The 17,806-nt window shown below is 39.5% G+C and carries 10 protein-coding genes; 5 read left to right on the top strand and 5 right to left on the bottom strand.

Going from position 1 to position 17,806, the window contains the following annotated elements; all coding sequences use genetic code 11:
- Positions 1-12 precede the first annotated feature (12 nt).
- Complete coding sequence (locus tag R2Q84_RS15425; protein ID WP_316817466.1) at positions 13-366, bottom strand: hypothetical protein; 354 nt, start codon at positions 364-366, stop codon at positions 13-15.
- A gap of 4 nt (positions 367-370) precedes the next feature.
- Positions 371-2,809, bottom strand: coding sequence for a penicillin acylase family protein (locus tag R2Q84_RS15420; protein WP_316817465.1), 2,439 nt, complete (start codon positions 2,807-2,809; stop codon positions 371-373).
- Between the two features lie 193 nt (positions 2,810-3,002).
- Here R2Q84_RS15420 and R2Q84_RS15415 point away from each other — a divergent pair, with 193 nt between their 5' ends.
- The 3 genes from R2Q84_RS15415 (at position 3,003) to glgB (ending at position 10,418) form a co-directional block, all read left to right on the top strand.
- Positions 3,003-5,876 carry a TonB-dependent receptor gene (locus R2Q84_RS15415; RefSeq protein WP_316817464.1) on the top strand — a complete coding sequence of 958 codons (2,874 nt, stop codon included), beginning with the start codon at positions 3,003-3,005 and terminating at the stop codon, positions 5,874-5,876.
- Positions 5,877-6,045: 169 nt separating this feature from the next.
- Complete coding sequence (locus R2Q84_RS15410) at positions 6,046-8,508, top strand: glycoside hydrolase family 31 protein (RefSeq protein ID WP_316817463.1); 2,463 nt, start codon at positions 6,046-6,048, stop codon at positions 8,506-8,508.
- Positions 8,508-10,418, top strand: coding sequence for a 1,4-alpha-glucan branching protein GlgB (gene glgB / locus R2Q84_RS15405; RefSeq protein WP_316817462.1), 1,911 nt, complete (start codon positions 8,508-8,510; stop codon positions 10,416-10,418). The genes R2Q84_RS15410 and glgB overlap by 1 nt, the downstream gene beginning before the upstream one ends.
- Here glgB and R2Q84_RS15400 read toward each other — a convergent pair.
- The 3 genes from R2Q84_RS15400 to R2Q84_RS15390 all read right to left on the bottom strand — a co-directional run bounded on the left by R2Q84_RS15400 (position 10,402) and on the right by R2Q84_RS15390 (position 16,290).
- Positions 10,402-13,107 (bottom strand): CHAT domain-containing protein, encoded by a 2,706-nt coding sequence (locus R2Q84_RS15400; RefSeq protein WP_316817461.1) that lies wholly within the window; start codon positions 13,105-13,107, stop codon positions 10,402-10,404. The genes glgB and R2Q84_RS15400 overlap by 17 nt on opposite strands.
- A complete protein-coding gene (locus R2Q84_RS15395; protein ID WP_316817460.1) occupies positions 13,095-15,182 on the bottom strand; it encodes a PKD domain-containing protein in 2,088 nt (695 codons plus the stop codon). The genes R2Q84_RS15400 and R2Q84_RS15395 overlap by 13 nt, the downstream gene beginning before the upstream one ends.
- A 121-nt stretch (positions 15,183-15,303) precedes the next feature.
- Complete coding sequence (locus R2Q84_RS15390) at positions 15,304-16,290, bottom strand: hypothetical protein (protein ID WP_316817459.1); 987 nt, start codon at positions 16,288-16,290, stop codon at positions 15,304-15,306.
- Between the two features lie 177 nt (positions 16,291-16,467).
- Between R2Q84_RS15390 and R2Q84_RS15385 the strand changes: the two genes are divergently transcribed.
- Both R2Q84_RS15385 and R2Q84_RS15380 read left to right on the top strand, forming a co-directional pair.
- Positions 16,468-17,037, top strand: a complete 570-nt coding sequence (locus R2Q84_RS15385; protein WP_316817458.1) for a sigma-70 family RNA polymerase sigma factor — start codon at positions 16,468-16,470, stop codon at positions 17,035-17,037.
- Complete coding sequence (locus R2Q84_RS15380) at positions 17,037-17,798, top strand: hypothetical protein (RefSeq protein ID WP_316817457.1); 762 nt, start codon at positions 17,037-17,039, stop codon at positions 17,796-17,798. Before R2Q84_RS15385 ends, R2Q84_RS15380 begins: the two co-directional genes overlap by 1 nt.
- The last annotated feature ends 8 nt before the right edge of the window (positions 17,799-17,806 follow it).

Here is a 17,806-nt window from a genome sequence, read left to right as displayed (position 1 = left end):
ACGCAACAATTTTTAATTAGAATTGGTTTTTGGAACCAATATGGCTTTTCTAAAATGATATCCGCAGAATCCACTAATTGCAGCAGCGAAGCCGCCAAGCAAAGCCGTTAGTGCCAGGATTAGCCACCAGGCCTTTACACCCAGCATTTCAGCAACCCTTACCGCTAATACATTATTGTTGGGCAGACTTTTAAAAAGTGCCATTCCGGTCCAGAGCAGTAAAACAGCAAAGAAAGGAGACCATAGCGATATTTTACCAGTTTTACCTATTAAACCACAAGTGACAAAAGAAATGATTACTACGATCCACCATGGTAATACCATTTGTAGTAAAAAGGAGAGAATAAGAATAACTATAAATACCATGTCGTTATTTTTTGGATATTTTTAACTGTGAAATTATTTTAGCGGAATTGTCATCTGCGGAATGCATAAAGAAAAGATCATACAGCTTTCCGCTTACCCATTTGTCGATCATATCGTCATAAAATGGACTACCAGGATTTCCTGATTGTCCACCGGGAAATACACCATGGCCTTTTGGGTTTTTGCCTAGTTCAACTACCATTCTCCAGGAGGGGCCATTGCCTTCACTTAATGCATTGATGGTCATTTTACCTCCACCAGTCATTAACACTTTTGATCCAAAGCCAGGTATTTTTGCAAGGTGCTGAATATTGGTGTGTTTAAGGTTTGCCCATTCCCACAGTTTTCCGATTGATCCATATCTTCTTTCCAGGCTATCGCAGCTGAATTTAAACGAATCATTTACCAAATCAGCAAGTGTTTCTTTTTCAGGCGTATTGACGTTGTCGATCCATTTTGAATTGGGCTCATGTAAAATAAGTTGTACCGTCCTGTCTCTTGAAGGATAGCGCATAGGAATGTCTGCAATAGTAAATTCATCATCCCATATGTTAAATTGAAGTCTTTTAGTCCATAAGTCAAATACGCTGGCGGCTATTGATTTTGCGTCATAATACTTGTCCCAGGTGCTAACAAATCGAAGTGCTTCTTTCTGTGTGGCGTTAAGTTCGTTTTTGTCGACCATAGCCAGAATTGCAGGAAGTATATTTTGAGCATGAATACTATAGCTGTCCGTTTGCATGTTAATGATGCTGTCGGCCGTCGCTTTGTTCATGGCTGCTAACCTATCGTTTATACGTTTACCACGTTCATATGGACTGAATTCCCAGTTGATATAATAAGGATAGGTCTGGTCAGTCGAAGATTGGTTGGCCGAGCTTACAAACGCTCTTGGCGGATTCTTAACCGTTGGGTTTTGCGAAGCAGGTATCCATCCCTGCCAGTCATTTTTCGGATCGGACCCATCTAATATAAATTTTCCCTGATCTTTCCATTTTAGAGGGAATTTGCCATTGGCGGTAATAGCAATGTCGTTCTGCACCGAGGCAAAAACAAAATTCTGTGCGGGTGCGGTGTAAAAAGATAATGCTTTACGATAATCATTATAATTTTTCCCCCGGTTTAACAGGTAAAATGTTTTTAATTCATTCGATTTTTCATGAGCAATCCATCTTAAAGCACTACCTGTAGGAATATTTTTTGATTTAACGAAATCTTTGTTCTTTTCAAGATACACGACTGGACCTTGATGAGTATATATAACGGTATCGGTAATATTTTTATCACCTTTGACTATTATTTTTTCTAATCTGTTACTTGTGTTTTTCCATTTCCCATCATGCCAGTAGCTCTTGTGTGTATTATCTTTAAATTTAATCTGGTAAAAGTCCAGTACATCTGCTGCCACATTAGTGACCCCCCAGGCAACGTCCTGATTGAAGCCGATAATGATGCCTGGTGCTCCAGGTAAAGAAACGCCATAAGCGTTTAATCCGGGGGCATGCAGTTGAACCTGGTACCAGATAGATGGTAGCGAAAGGTCAAGGTGCGGATCGTTGGCAAGGATGGGTAATCCTGATGCAGTTTTGCTGCCTGAAAGTGCCCAGTTGTTGCTGCCAATACCTTCTTCTTTTTGTTTCGTTTTAATTGTGGAAGTTGTCGTTTCATTAAAAGAATCAGGTGCTTTAGGAATAGGTAACGGATCAAAGTCCCATTTAGTTCCAACCGGGATGATCGGATCTTCTTTAAACGGATAATCGGGGAAAAGGTCCTTAATTACATCATTGCCAAATTTGTTTCTAATATTGGTCATATAAAACTCATCTGATCCCATTGCTAAAACGGCCGACATCTGTTTGAGCAGTAATGAACATTTAAGAGGTGTCCAGTCTTCAGGCTTAAAATCCAGTATTTTATATTCAATAGGTAATTGGGCTGCTGATAAAGAATGGATGTATGCATTAATCCCTGCGGTATAAGCCATGATCATTTCTTTAGATTGCGGATCGGCCAGCATACCTTCCAGCGAACGCTCTGCCCCGTAAACCATACCCATTCTACGCTGATATTTGTCCAGCTCAACAGCTTTTTTACCAACCACTTCTGAAATTCTGCCTGCAGCGAACCGTGTTTGGAAATCCATTTGCCACAAACGGTGCATAGCAGTAATATAGCCTTGCACATAATAAACATCATGGTCATTTTGCGCAAAAATATGAGGGATCATCCGATCATCAAATCGTACATCTACATCCTGATGGGTGCCTTTTAATACGATTTTACTGTTTTTATTTATAGTACGATGTTCTGCATTTTGCCAGAAGCCGGTAAACGGATTTAAGAATTTTAAGATAGGTGGGATATTTCCGAATTTTGTATTGAGCAGGTACACCAATAATAGAGGTATGATAATGCAAATGGAAGCCCTTATTTTATTCATCATAATCTGTTTGAAAGTATAATTATACTATAAATTTATTGTTCTGAATTTTCGCTAAGGCAATTTAACATAAAACTTAATCGAAATGCAATTATTGGCACATTATGTGAGCAAATTATTTTGAAAAATATAATTCGCTAATCTCAAAAAAAGAATTAAGTTTATGTTAATAATCAACCTAAAGCGTAATTAAAGTATGAGGAAAATTTTTACAAAAGCGATTTGTACACTTTTGCTATGTGCCATTGGTCTAGTGGTTCATGCACAAAGTGTTGTGATTAGTGGCTTGGTCACAGACAAGCTCACTAAACAGCCAATACCAGGTGTTGGAATCACTGTAAAAGGCACTACAAGCGGAACTGCAACCGATGCAAATGGCAGGTACTCATTTAGTACAACTCAAAAAGCTCCATTTATCCTCGTTATTTCTTTTCTTGGGTATACGTCTGTAGAGCAGGAAATTACAGGTAATACCGTGATGGGAACAACTGAATTGGAGCAAACGGCGATTCTTGGGCAGGAGGTTGTTATTTCAGCATCCCGGACACCGGAAAGGATTCTTGAATCTCCGGTTTCTGTGGAGCGTATGGGGCAAAGCACAATTAAAGAGCTTTCTGCTCCTTCTTTTTATGATGCCCTTAATAACATGAAGGGCGTAGAAATCAGTACACAGAGTTTAACGTTTAAATCTATCAATACCAGGGGGTTTAACTCAAATGGTAATACACGTTTTAATCAGTTTGTGGATGGAATGGATAATCAGGCTCCAGGGTTGAATTTTTCTGTAGGTAATATTATTGGGCTCTCAGATCTTGATCTGGATAATGTGGAATTATTACCGGGTGCATCTTCTGCTTTGTATGGTGCTGGGGGTATCAGTGGAACAATGTTGATGACCTCAAAAAATCCGTTTGATTATCAGGGAGCAAGTTTCTCTTTCAAAACAGGAATCAATCATTTAAATGATGACAATACGAGCAATCAGCAGTTTAACCAGCTTGATGTGCGTATGGCAAAAGCGTGGAATAACAAATTCGCAGTAAAAGCAACATTCTCATTTTTGCAGGCTAAAGACTGGCAGGCAGATAACTATAGCAATTTTGATCGTACATCACGTACATTTAAATCTGGTGACAGAGCATCTGATCCCAATTACGATGGTATAAATGTTTATGGTGATGAGGTGAATGCAAATTTACTTTTAGCAGCGAGGAGTCTGGCCGGAGGATTCGCCCAACAATCTCCGGCGGGATATGCAATGATCAATGGTTTGATTGATGCGAATGTTCCTTTTGCTAATATCCAGGCTGCTCTAAACGGTAGTCCTGCACTTCCTTTTTTGGGCGTGTTATACGGAGTAAGGAAAGGAACTATAGCCAGTCAAAGTGTTTCCAGGACGGGTTACAATGAGGTTAATCTTGTAGATTACGATACGGAGTCGTTAAAGGCTTCCGGATCGTTACACTACAAACTTACACCAACAATAGAAGCGATTGCACATGCAGCCTGGGGAACAGGTACGTCTGTTTATACCGGTTCTGATCGGTATTCTTTGCGTAACTTTAGTATTGGGCAATTTAAACTGGAATTAAAAGGAGAAGACTTCTTTGTTAGGGGATATACAACCCAGGAGCGTTCAGGAGATTCTTATATATCTTCTATACTTGGTTCATTTATGAATGAGGCTTACCGTCCTAGTAGCGGCCCTGAATCTGATCCGACTTCAGGTTGGTTTGCACAATATGCTTTAGCTTATGCAAATGCACTTGGAGGTGGAGCAAATAATCAGGCGTCTCATATGGCGGCTAGGGGAGTTGCTGATCAAGGACGTTTCATGCCAGGTACACCACAATTTGAAGCTGCCAGAAGTAGTATTGTGAACAATACGATTTCATCGGGCCTGGGTGCAAGATTCGATGATAAGACTAATCTTTACCATTATGAAGGATTGTATAACTTTTCTAACGCACTAAATAATGTTGTAGAGCTTCAGGTAGGTGGTTCTTACAGGATTTATCAGTTGCGTTCAGGAGGTACTATTTTTGACGATCTAAACAATAAAATAGATATCAATGAGTACGGAGCATTTGCACAGGTGGCAAAAAAACTTTTTAATGATAAGTTTAAGTTGTCTTTATCAGGTAGGTACGATAAGAGTACCAACTTTGACGGTCGCTTTACACCGAGGATTTCAGGAGTATATACTGTTGCACCTAACAATAACATCCGTGTGTCTTACCAGACAGGTTACCGTAATCCAACTACTCAGAACCAATACATTGATTTGTCGGTAGCCGGAGGGCGCCAGCGACTGATAGGTGGTTTACCTGAAATGTTGAATAAGTACAATATGCTTACTACCAATAAACCTTTTACTGATGTTAGCTATCGTGCATACGACGCTTCCCTGGCTAGTGGCGCACCAAACCCTGCCTTGTTGAAAACTTATGAGTTTGATCCGAGAGGTATCCGTCCGGAAAGCGTTCAGTCGTACGAAGTTGGTTATAAAGGTTTGTTAGGACCTAAGTTTTTAATTGATGCCTACGCTTATTATAATCAATATAAAAATTTCATTACTGCGGTAGAAGTTTACCAGATGCAAGGTAGTACTTACCCTTTCCCTAAATTCGGCGTTCCTGTAAATGCGCAGGGAGAAGTAACTTCGTACGGTGCAGCATTAGGAATTGATTATTTGTTGGGCAAGAACTATAACCTGAGCGGAAACGTTTCGTACAATGAAATAGGTGATCTTCCTGCGGAGTATATTAATGATTTTAATACACCTAAGGTTCGTTACAACCTTGGATTGGGAAATAGGGAAATTGTTAGAAACATTGGGTTTAATGTAAACTATCGCTGGCAGGATGAATTTTACTGGAATTCATCATTCGCTGCAGGTGTAGTTCCATCATTTAGTACTGTTGATGCACAGGTTAACCTGAAGATACCTTCAGTAAAATCAATGATTAAAGTAGGCGGTTCAAATATTTTAAATAAATATTATATCACTTCATATGGTAACCCTGCGGTGGGTGCACTTTACTATGTGTCTTACACATTTAACCCTTAATCCTGTTCTTTTTTTGAGGTTTAAGGCCCTGATGCTCAAATCAGGGCCTTTTTTTGTGCCTTTTTTTATCTCATAATAATTCTTTGGTTTTAATAGAAATTTTAACACCTTAGTTGTATAAAGTACACGAAGTAAATTAGGTCGTGTTATTCTACTTAAGGGGGTTTTCATGGAAGAATTAAACAAACAACAAAAAGAGGTAAACGAAAATATAGTAACAGAGGCCGAAGAAATCGTACAACATTTAAATAATCCTGTTTCAGGACCCAAGCCAATCGTTAAAAAATACCTCAGTGCGGTACAGCAGTTTCATGCGGAAGGTAATAAGTTTTATTTTTCAGATGGTGATGCCCGTGTTGAAATCAGGGTTGTAAGTGATGAAATCATCAGAGTGAGATTAGCGCCCCATGGTGTTTTTCTGGAAGATTTTTCTTACGCCGTACCTGTTGTAGATCAAAAAGTGACTACTTTTAAAATGGAAGAGCAGGAAGCTCATTATGCCATTTCTACAAACACAATTACCTGTAAGATCCGAAAATCCGACTTTAACGTATCGTTTATTGAAAACAATACCCAAATGATCATGAGCGAAGATGATTCGCCTATGCATTGGGAAGAAAATATTGAGTTTGGTGGCTATTATGTATATGCAACCAAAAAATGCCTCCCAAATGAGAATTTCTTTGGCTTGGGTGATAAATCTGGCAATATGAATTTAAGAGGGCGTCATTTCCAGAACTGGAATACGGATGCTTACTCGTTTGGTTGGGATCAGGATCCTTTGTATCGTACTATTCCTTTTTATACCGGTGTACATCATCAGGCAGCATACGGAATATTTTTCGACAATACCTTCCGTTCTTATTTTGACTTTGGTAAGGAAGACCATTCCAAAACCAGCTTCTGGGCTGATGGGGGTGAACTTCAGTATTATTATATCCATGGCCCACATTTAATGGACGTGGTAAAAAGATATCAAAGTCTTACCGGAACACATCCAATGCCGCCAAAATGGGCATTAGGATACCACCAGTGCCGCTGGAGTTATTATCCGGAAAAGAAGGTGAAAGAGATCGCTGATGGTTTCAGGTCCAGAAATATACCATGTGATGCGATATATCTGGATATCGATTATATGGATGGTTACCGATGTTTTACCTGGAACAAGAGCCATTTCCCGGATCCTAAACGAATGATCAAGGAACTGGCAAACGATGGCTTTAAAACTGTTGTTATGATTGATCCCGGGATTAAGGTTGATGACAATTACTGGGTTTTTAAAGAAGGTAAAGAAAATAATTACTTCTGTCGCAGAAGCGATGACTATTTCATGGAAGGCCATGTTTGGCCGGGCAGATGCCAGTTTCCGGACTTCACCAACCCTGTTGTCAGAGATTGGTGGGGTAAATTGTATAAAGAACTTGTTGATATAGGTGTGGCCGGAGTGTGGAATGATATGAATGAGCCGGCAGTATTTGGTTCAGGTACTTTTCCTAACGATGTAAGGCATAATTATGAAGGTTACCGTGGGTCGCACCGTAAGGCCCATAATGTGTACGGAATGCAGATGGTGCGTTCTACTTACGATGGTCTTAAAAAATTAATGCGTAACAAACGTCCCTTTACCATCACCCGGGCCGGATACTCAGGTATGCAGCGTTATGGCTGTGTCTGGACAGGTGATAATGTGGCAACCTGGGAGCATTTAAAAATTGGAAATATCCAATGTCAGCGTATGTCTATTTCAGGGGTGCCATTTTGCGGAACAGATATTGGCGGATTTAGTGGAGAGCCTGATGGCGAATTGTTTACCCGCTGGATCCAGTTAGGAACGTTTTCGCCATTTATGCGTGCACACTCTGCCGGAGATACTGCTGAACGTGAGCCATGGAGTTTTGGTGAGCCATATACCAGTATCAATAGAACATATATTGAATTACGTTATAGACTGATGCCATATTTGTATTCTGTGTTCTGGGAACATCACCGTTATGGCTTCCCTATCCTTCGGCCATTAGTCATGCTGGAACAGGAAAATGCAAGTACCAGTTTCCGTCAGGATGAATTTACATTTGGCGATAAAATACTGGTATGTCCGGTATTGGAGCAAGGCGCAGTATCCCGAATGGTTTATCTGCCTAAAGGCAAATGGTATAACTTCTGGAGTCATGAGGTGTTAAAAGGGGAGAGCGAACACAATATAAAAGCACCTTTAGATCTGATGCCATTGTTCGTAAGAGCTGGATCTGTAATACCTGAATATCCAGTGATGCAATACGTAGGTGAGAAGAACATTGAAGAAGTACTATTAAATGTATATTACTCAGATTACGAAGTAAACTCTTTCTTGTTTGAGGATCATGGAGATACTTTTGCTTATGAGCAGGATATTTACTCAGAGAAGAAGTTTAGTGTAAATGGAACGCAGTATTTGTTGGCGATTGAGCAAACTGTAGATGGTCTGTATACGCCTAATTACGAACTTTACAATTATAAAATTATTGGCTTACCATTTAATGTCAATAAGATCACAGTTGACGAGAAGGACGTTACCGATTATCATATCGATGAAAATAACTGCCTGCGTTTTAAATCAAATAAGAATTTCACCAGCATCAAAATATATAACTAATGACGAAAGTGCTTGCCTATAGCTTATTTACTGAATTTGACATTTCTTTATTTGTATCCGGCAAGCACTTTCGCCTGTACGAAAAGTTTGGTGCACATCTCATCACCGTTGATGGGGTTGCAGGAACTTATTTCTCCGTTTGGGCACCCAATGCACAAGCTATATATGTTATCGCCGATTTCAATAGCTGGAACAGAACCAGTCACCCTCTAAATAAACGACTGGACAATTCTGGTATCTGGGAAGGTTTTATTCCCGGGGTAGCTAAAGGTGAAATCTATAAGTTTTTGGTCAGGGGATTTGATGGGGTAGAAGTAGAGAAAGGTGACCCTTATGCAAAAAGATGGGAACATCCACCTAAAACAGCCTCGATTGTTTGGGATAACGATTACAAATGGAAGGATAAATCCTGGTTAAGCAAGCGACCTAAACTAAATGCATTGAACAAACCCATGTCGGTTTATGAAGTACATTTGGGCTCATGGCAACGTGATCCAAGTGAACCTGATAGGGTATTGACCTATGTGGAAATTGCCAATAGCCTGGTGCCATATATATTAGATATGGGCTTTACCCATGTGGAGCTGATGCCGGTCATGGAATATCCATACTTTCCATCCTGGGGATATCAGATTACCGGTTATTTTGCCGCCAGTTCCAGACATGGTACACCTCAGGAACTGATGTACCTGATTAATGAACTCCATAAAAATAATATTGCAGTTATTTTAGACTGGGTACCGTCGCATTTCCCAGGTGATGCACATGGGCTTTATCATTTTGATGGTACACATTTGTACGAGCATTCGGATATGCGTAAAGGCTTTCATCCCGACTGGAAGTCATACATTTTTAACTATGATAGAAATGAAGTCCGCTCATTTTTAATCAGCAATGCCCTGTATTGGCTCGATAAGTTCCATATTGACGGACTAAGGGTAGATGCTGTGGCTTCGATGTTGTATTTTGATTTCTCCAGAAAGGCTGAAGATGCTGCAAAAAATGAATTTGGCGGAAGTGAAAACCTGGGGGCCATTGAGTTTCTTAAAGACCTTAATATAGCTGTTTATGGCAATTATGATGGTGTACATACCATTGCGGAAGAAAGCAGTACTTACCCAGGCGTTACACATCCGGTGCATGACGGTGGACTGGGATTTGGAATGAAATGGATGATGGGATGGATGAACGATACTTTAAAGTATTTTAAAAATGATCCTATCAACCGGAGATATCATCACTATCAGCTTACTTTTAGTATAACCTATGCTTTTAGTGAGAACTTTATGCTGCCTTTTTCACATGATGAGGTGGTACATGGCAAGTCTTCAATGATTTATAAAATGCCTGGTGACGAATGGCAGAAATTTGCCAACTTACGGGTACTGTATGCGTATATGTTTACACAGCCGGGTACGAAGTTGTTGTTTATGGGCAATGAGTTTGCCCAGACGCATGAGTGGGACTTTAAGAGTTCACTGGACTGGCACCTGCTTCAGCATGCCCCACATTTAGGTATGCAAAAAACGGTAAGGGCCATCAATAAGCTGTATACTTCTGAGCCTGCTTTATATGAGCATAGCTTTTCTTTTGAAGGATTTGAATGGATCAATGCCGACGATGCAAGACATTCCATCTATATCTACATCAGAAAGGGAAAGAAAGCAAAAGATACATTAATTGTAGTTTTAAATCTTACACCTGTATATAGGGAGAATTATAGAGTTGGACTGCCTTTTAAAGCCAAATGGAAAGAAATCTTTAATACAGATGCAAAAGAGTTTTTTGGTAGCGGTAAGTTGAATAGTAAAACGCTCTTGCCAGAGAAAGTAGCTTGCCATAACAGAGAACATTCTATTGTGCTGAATGTTCCGCCATTAGCGGTTACTATCCTCAAGCAGGATAAATAGACTTCTTTTTGATCAGGTAGTAAATACCTAAAAAAGCTGATAAAGCCAGCGCACCGAGTTTGCCGTATTCCGCTAAGCTATTGTGTGCTGGTTTTAAACTCACTTTTTTGTCGTAACCCATATAAATAAGCGCATCCCAGTAATACGGAAGACATTCTTGTACAGGCCGTTGTTTATCCTGCAGCCATTCCAGTTTTGCATGATGTAATGCTGTGCTTATTTCTTGACCTTCAAGCATATTGCTATAGCAATTGGCAGTTATTTCTGAAGCAGCCTTATCATTTACATTCCATAAACCAGCAATTGTGCCCCCTGTACCAATGGCTGCAAAGCCTCTGCTCAGACTGATGATACCCTCACCGCTATTCATCATACCATCCGCAGTTCTGCAGGCACTTAACACAACCAGGTCGGGCGCCGTTTTTCTGGCCGATAATTCGAATAAAAATACCTGGTTGTCATCAAAAGCCAATGTCGGTTCTTTTTGCGCTCCTGACAAATAGGAATGTGTGCTGATATGTAAAACACCCACCTGGTCAAATGCCTTGAAAAAATCTTTTATGCCGGCATCTTCATCTCTTATAAATTCACCATCCACAATCTTTTCAATGGCTTTAGCTTCTTTCGCAACGGCGGGAATAAACTGCTTGTTTTTATTTTGGTGGGTAATGAATAAGCCGGCAAAGGTTTTATCGGCCGAACCTTTTTTACCAGATTGCTTTATCCAGGTTTGAATAGAAAATGCATAAGAAAGAGATACCTGCTTAATGAGGTACGGCCAGTTTGCAATGTTCGGCTGGTAAGCACTATCCGTAATTAAACCATCGAAAGATAAATAGCCAACTACTTCGTCAGGAATAATGACCAGCTTTTCATTTTTAGGAAAATTAAACCCTGAAAGTAAAGTGTTGTAGATTTGGTTCGATGATTTATAAAACGCCTTAGGTTGGTTCATCATTGCTGCAGGACCGTGATGATAATATGTCGTTACAAAATCGAGGATGTTTTTCTTTACTTGTCGCGCATTCGTAATCCTTTTGATATGTTTTAGATGTCTGTTATAGATCTCAATCACATATAAATGATCATTACCGGAAAAGAACTCAATAAAATGAGCATTTCGGGGCAGTTGGTTCAATAGATTTGCGGCATCGCTAGTTTTGTTATTTATCGCTAGTGAAGGATAGTGCTGTACAATACGTTTTTCAAGCGCTTCAAGCTTAAATTTAAGTTCAGCATTTTGTTTTTCTATTTCTTTAGGTGCATCACTACCCTGTAAAAGCTCCCTTTCATTAAAGGCAATGGCTTGTTCCAGTCTTGCTTTTTGTGCAAATAAAGGGTCTTTTGTTGAGATGGTCAGCTGTTGCTGATTTCTGCGGATGTCATCCAGTAAAGTACGTGCTTTGGTTTGCGCTATGATATCAATAATGACAGTGGAATACCGGGATTGCTTTGTTTTTTCGAGCAGATCGAAGGCAATTGCAATTGCTTTTTCTGCCATTTTTTTAGTTTCTGCCTGAAAACGTTGCTTTGTTTTTACATCTGCCAATTCAAAACGGATTTTGTCGGTGGATAGTAAGGAAAGCCGGATGTTCTCTAATGCATCTTTTTGCCGGCCTAGTTGATTGTAGGCTATTGATTTCTGATAAAAGATATCAATCAGGCGGTTGTCTCCAAATATTCTTTCCTGGTTAATCTGTAATCCTGAATCTGTTACCCCAAATGCGATCAGTGCCTGGTTAAAATAAACCAATGATTGTTCTGGTTCTTTCTGGGCGAGTTTAATTTTACCCAGTTGAATGAGAATGTACGCTTTTTCCCTGAGCCGGTTTCCTTTATAATACTGATCGTTAATTTTCAGGGCAAGTTTATAATAATTTTGAGCGCTCGTAAAATGTTGTTTTTTGCTTTGAATATCGCCGGCAGTAATGTAGCTGCTCAATAACCAGTATGCAGTTTCAAAATTGGGCTTAAGTGTGTGTTGACGCGTAATATTTTTTGTAATTACCTTTTCTGCCAGATCAAGTTCGTCTTTATCATTGTAGATGTCGGCAAGTGTATTATCGAGCAGCACAAGCGCTACTGATCCTGCAGTAGTTTTTTCAGTTCCCTTTCGAATGCATTCTTCAGCCTTTTTAAAGTTACCAAGCGAACGGTAGGAAATGGCCATATTGTTATAAACAGAAATCGCTAAAGGATCATTATGTTCTTTTATTGCATAATCCAGTGTTTTTTGCTGTATAAACAGTGCTTTTTCATAATCACCGAGTCGTGTGTAATTATTGGCCCAGGGTTTTAGGACATAGTCAGCAATTCCTTCTACATTCAGTTTGTGCTCAACAGCATAGTTATAAGCCTGGTCATAACAATTGATGGAGTTAAGAATGTTTCCGGTATACATTTGATTGTACCCCTGGTTACTCAGCAGCATTAGCCAGGCTTCTTTTTCGGATGTTGATTTTGGTTTACGCCAGCTTTCCTTTTCAGTATTCATGAGGAAGGGAAGGCTTTGTCTTGGAGAGGTGTAACTATAGTCTATTCTTGTATATAGCCAGTCCGTAAGGTTATCGTTTTTTTTTAAGGAATCTAGTGTTTTAACTGTTGAATGTGGGATAATGTCTGATTGCCGGGCAACTGCAAAACCAGAAAATGAAAAACAAATCAGCAGTATTTTAGCTAGAATTTCCACGTTAGATAAGTAATTAGCCTGTTGTTGCCCCCTTGAAAGGTATATAAATACCTAAATCCAATTGAAGGGCCTACATGTACTTTGCCTACTTGCACATCTGTAAATAAAGTGTTCTGAAAATCATTAAAACTATTGCTCACTTTATCGAATGCCTTTTTTAAGGTTACCTGTTGTGTGGTGCCAGCGGCGTTTGCAAGTTCATAAAGCGCCTGTTTGGAAGGTGTTGATTGTTCGTCAATATTTACTGAAACCATAGTGCCAATACCAGCCCCAATATATTTGTTAAAATTATAGCGCATCTGTAGCGGAACAAAATTAAGTGTAGTTACTTTGGTGCGGACTGTGCTGTCAGCGTACTTTAATCTGGCTTCCTGCTGTTTACCATTTACTACAATCGGTACAAGCCTTTCACTACCTGGTATTTGCTTAATCAGGTATTCTTTTTCTGCAAAAGAACTTGCATAGAGTTCTATTTGCCAATAATACCGGTGTGGTGCATAGGGGGCAAGACTTGCCCCAAAGGTTATATTTTTTTGTCCCGAAAATGGCGTATTCCCATTTTTAAAAGGGAAACCGTAGCCTGCAATAATGCCTGGCGATAAGCCCATTTTATATCTTCCGGCAGCCCTGTTGGTATAAATGGGTTCGTTTTTGTCGAAAACAATTGCGGCACCACTTTTAAAGGGAAGCTTTTTAGGTTTTGCTTTGAAGCCAATTTTATATTCAATAAAACCCATAGTCGAATCAGCATCTTTTACACCCTTTTGTTGCATTCCGGGTAAGTAAATGTTGTTGAATACAAAGTGCATGCTGTCGGCTACACTAACCGTGTCGAGAAAGCTCTGGTTGGCATAGGTAGCTTTCCCTGGTATAAGTTTTGGTTTTGAATCCAGTATTTCTATGGTGTTTTTATCCAGCACTTCGGCAATGGCTACGCCCACGTCTACTTTTTTTGCTGGGCCTTTACCGGTATTCTGAAACCTTACCTTGTAAGTAAGTTTTTTATTTTTTCCGGTGAAGCGGAAGTTCATCCTGCTGTTTTTCAGCATCATTTTATTAGGATCATGCGAGGCGACAATCTGAAGTTCAATAGTGAAGAACTCTGTTGTTGCCAATGGATTGTCGGGAATAAACATACCTGTCAGTTTTACCACTGCATTGGTATCCTTAATCATTTCGGGTGTGGTTTTGAAGTTTAAAAATATAAATTTCTCTTCACCTGATTTCAGATTTTCGAATTTCCAGCTTTCATTTGTCCGGTAAGCTGCCATTTTCTCTTTAATCAGTGCCGTACCTTCCGGATCAAAAACGACATGATTGTTTTCATCGGGACTGGGGCCGTTTACTGCAGCGTAAAAAAGCGGATCTCTACTTACTTTTAGTGCTGCAATAGTCCCGGATTTATCAAGAGTGGTTTTCTTTTCCTGGTTGTATACACGTGCTTCAGCAAGTTCAAAATTGTCTTTGGTAAATTCCTTATCGTTGTATAAAATAGATAATGTACCATTTAGACTGGTTATTCCATTTTCAGGTTTATTGCGATATCCCAGTACCAGCATCATATCATCTCCCGGCTTAGGCATACAGTTCGTTTTCATTTCAACAGAACCGCCCGATTTAAAGATTGAAGGTTCTGCTGTTGGTTTATTTGCCGCAAGTACCGGTCTGCTACTTCCAGGTTTTAGCGGTTTTGGCCTTGTGGGTGGGCGTTTACCATCGTCATAGCTATTGGTCGCAAACAAGCGTACGTCGTATTTTAACGTATCCGGATAAATATGTTGTGGCTCTTTTTCAAAAGAAAATTGTCCGTCGCCAAACTCCCAGAAATAGGTGTAGAATGGTTCCGGTGCACCTGCAATCTGACGGAGTGGCCGTAAAACTGAACTGAACTTTACAATTCCATTTTCTACAGTATGATTGATAATTGCCGGTACCGTATCTTCAGGCAAAGTAAGCACAGGTGCTGGTTTTGCCACAGCAGCTTGTTTAGTTTGACCGTATGATTTCGGTACTATAAAAGAAAGCATTAAAAGTGTTCCGGAAAATGACAAAAGGAATGGTAGCAGTCTTTTCATAATTGAAAATGAATTTAACAATATAATTATAAATCAACGGGTATTTATAATTAAAAATAAACGGAAAAAGGTAAAGCCCCGTTTCGGGGCCTTACCATCACTGTGTGTTTCAATAGGAAGGCTAATAATTATCAAGACTGTTAATCGCATTTTGCACGGCAGCCTCTGTAGTTTCAGTTAAACTAAGTGTTATATTTTGATTGGCACTGATCGTGATTTCCTGAGCAGCGTAGTAGAACCTGCCATCTTTGATTGAAAAGGAGAACATACGTCCTTCTGAACCGATAGGCATCATGTTGTCATAACTTTTTACTTTGCTGGCACCATCCGGGGTATACAGTTGCGCTACCACATTGCTGCCTTTTGCACAGAAGTATACGTAAGTTTCGCCAGTGTATGAGTAGAAGCTGGCCATAGAACCAGGGTTGTTTAGTACCTCAACTCTAACGGTAGTTTTAGGATTTGCGTAGTTGTAAAAAACATCACAGTTAATCCATCCCAGACTTCCAAAATTAAAGGTAAAAGTGTTTTGAACGGAACTTACTTCGTTCTGACCCTGAGCATTCTCTTTTCTTGGGGCTGCCCATGCCATCTGATTGCCTTCGGCTGCCACAAGTGGTTTGTTATTCTGATCTACACCAACCCATAGTTGTGTTGAACCATCTCTTTTAGCTGGTATTTCTATTTTTACAGGTACAGCCAGGTTTTGATCTAAACTCACTCCATTTGCTTTTACATCAATAAAGATGAAACCATCCGAAGCTAATGGTGCACCTGACGAATGGTTGGTATTTGCACCAGAAAAAATAACAGCACTTCTTTTTAATACTTCATAGGCTTCTACTTTTACACTTCCGGTTACAGCAACGCCTCCTTTAGTTAATGAACCAACAGGGAAGGTTACTTTTGTGCCGTCTAAAAAAGTAACGGTTTGAGGAAGAGCAGAAGCGTTGATTTCTTTAATTTGTTTTTGAGCACCAAACCTGGCTGTAAATTCTTTCGCAGTTTTTGCGCTGTTACCATTGTCGTCCGGATTTTCTTTTTTACATGCCACGCCTAAGGCGATCAATACGATAAATAATGCTGATGTTAAGTTTAGAGTTTTCATGTTCGTGTTTTTTAAAATTTGCTTACTCTTTTCAGGCTTTTCAGCGTCCGCCATTGGGTGATTCGAATAGATATCAACCTTACCTGAAATTTGTTACCCCCCTTCTTTAATTTTTTTTATTGCGCTATCAAAAGAAGTTATAAATTAGTAGCCATATGCTTCCTTATAAATCCGCAAATGGCTAAAAACATACATACAGATCAGCGCTTTATTGTTGGCCTGGTAAATAATGATACCGCGGTAATTAACGAAATCTATAAACGTTGTGCAGGCAAGGTTAAGTCATGGATTACCTTTAACAATGGTAGTGAAGATGATGCAGGCGATATATTTCAGGAAGCATTGATGGATATTTATCGCCAGGCAAAATATAAGTCGTTTGAGCTTACCTGCCCGTTTGAGCCCTATATTTTATTGATATGCAAACGTAAATGGTTAAATGAAATTAAAAAAAGATCAATTCTACCGGTAACAAATAACGAGGAAGATTTATTACATATCGGAGAAGATACTTTTGCAAATGCAGATGATCTGGAAAAACAGGAGGCGCAGTCGAAATTATTTTTCAGTGCATTTGAAAAATTAGGGGAACGCTGCAAAGAGATCATATCATGGAGCATGAAGGGTGAGGCACAGGAAAAAGTTGCCGAAGCGCTTGGTGTAACCTATGGTTACCTGAGGAAAAAGAAGTCTGAATGCATGGCATCTCTGATAAAAATGGTTCAATCCACTAAAACGGAAGAATAATGATGAACGAAGAGAAATTGTTAACTGTTGCCCGCTACCTTGAGGGTGATATGGAGCTTCAGGAAAAAGAAAGCTTTGAAGCTTCAGTTCAGACAGATACTGAATTGCAGGATTTACTTGCTGAATATAAAAATGTTCATCAGACCTTAAAGATGAAGATTGCACCGTCAGAAATGGATGGACAGGTTGAAGCAACTTTGTCTTCGCTAAATCAACAATATTTCAAAGGCGAAGTATTAGCCGAAGCAGTTGTAAAAGATGCTGCGAAAGTGTTTTCTATAAAACCATATTTAAAATGGATGAGTGTTGCCGCTATTTTAGTTATCGGTTTGCTGGTTTGGGCACCATGGTCGGCCAATTTATATGAAAAATATGCTGTTAGCAAAGAAATGTCGGTAGTGGAGCGTGGAGAAGGGGATAAAAATAACCTTGAGATAGCTGCTGATTTTTATAATGCAGGTAATTTCGCTGCGGCATCTGGCGTTTTGCAAAAAGAATATGAACTTAAGCCAGATAATTCGTTGGCAGCATACTATTATGGCGTATCACTTGTTGAAACTGACAGAATAGAAGAAGCAAGAACCGTTTTGACAAAAGTATTTGAAGGCGAATCTATATTTAAAAACGACGCAGCTTACTATATAGCCTTAAGCTATGTTAAGCAGAAAAATAATCAGGAAGCCTTAAACTGGCTGGCAAAAATCCCTTTGGGAACAAGCAATTACGATAAAGCACAGGAGCTTACCAAAAAGCTGCAATAGCTCAAGTA

It is taken from the genome of Pedobacter nyackensis, assembly GCF_032678475.1.
Classification (GTDB): Bacteria; Bacteroidota; Bacteroidia; order Sphingobacteriales; family Sphingobacteriaceae; genus Pedobacter; species Pedobacter nyackensis_A.
This window is presented reverse-complemented; position numbering and strand designations above follow the sequence as displayed.

Excerpts from the sequence above, each read along its gene's own strand:
- glgB (WP_316817462.1), top strand. The coding sequence starts at position 8,508 with ATGACGAAAGTGCTTGCCTATAGCTTATTTACTGAATTTGACATTTCT.
- R2Q84_RS15415 (WP_316817464.1), top strand. The coding sequence starts at position 3,003 with ATGAGGAAAATTTTTACAAAAGCGATTTGTACACTTTTGCTATGTGCC.
- R2Q84_RS15425 (WP_316817466.1), bottom strand. The coding sequence starts at position 366 with ATGGTATTTATAGTTATTCTTATTCTCTCCTTTTTACTACAAATGGTA.
- R2Q84_RS15420 (WP_316817465.1), bottom strand. The coding sequence starts at position 2,809 with ATGATGAATAAAATAAGGGCTTCCATTTGCATTATCATACCTCTATTA.
- R2Q84_RS15380 (WP_316817457.1), top strand. The coding sequence starts at position 17,037 with ATGATGAACGAAGAGAAATTGTTAACTGTTGCCCGCTACCTTGAGGGT.
- R2Q84_RS15390 (WP_316817459.1), bottom strand. The coding sequence starts at position 16,290 with ATGAAAACTCTAAACTTAACATCAGCATTATTTATCGTATTGATCGCC.
- R2Q84_RS15410 (WP_316817463.1), top strand. The coding sequence starts at position 6,046 with ATGGAAGAATTAAACAAACAACAAAAAGAGGTAAACGAAAATATAGTA.
- R2Q84_RS15395 (WP_316817460.1), bottom strand. The coding sequence starts at position 15,182 with ATGAAAAGACTGCTACCATTCCTTTTGTCATTTTCCGGAACACTTTTA.
- R2Q84_RS15385 (WP_316817458.1), top strand. The coding sequence starts at position 16,468 with ATGGCTAAAAACATACATACAGATCAGCGCTTTATTGTTGGCCTGGTA.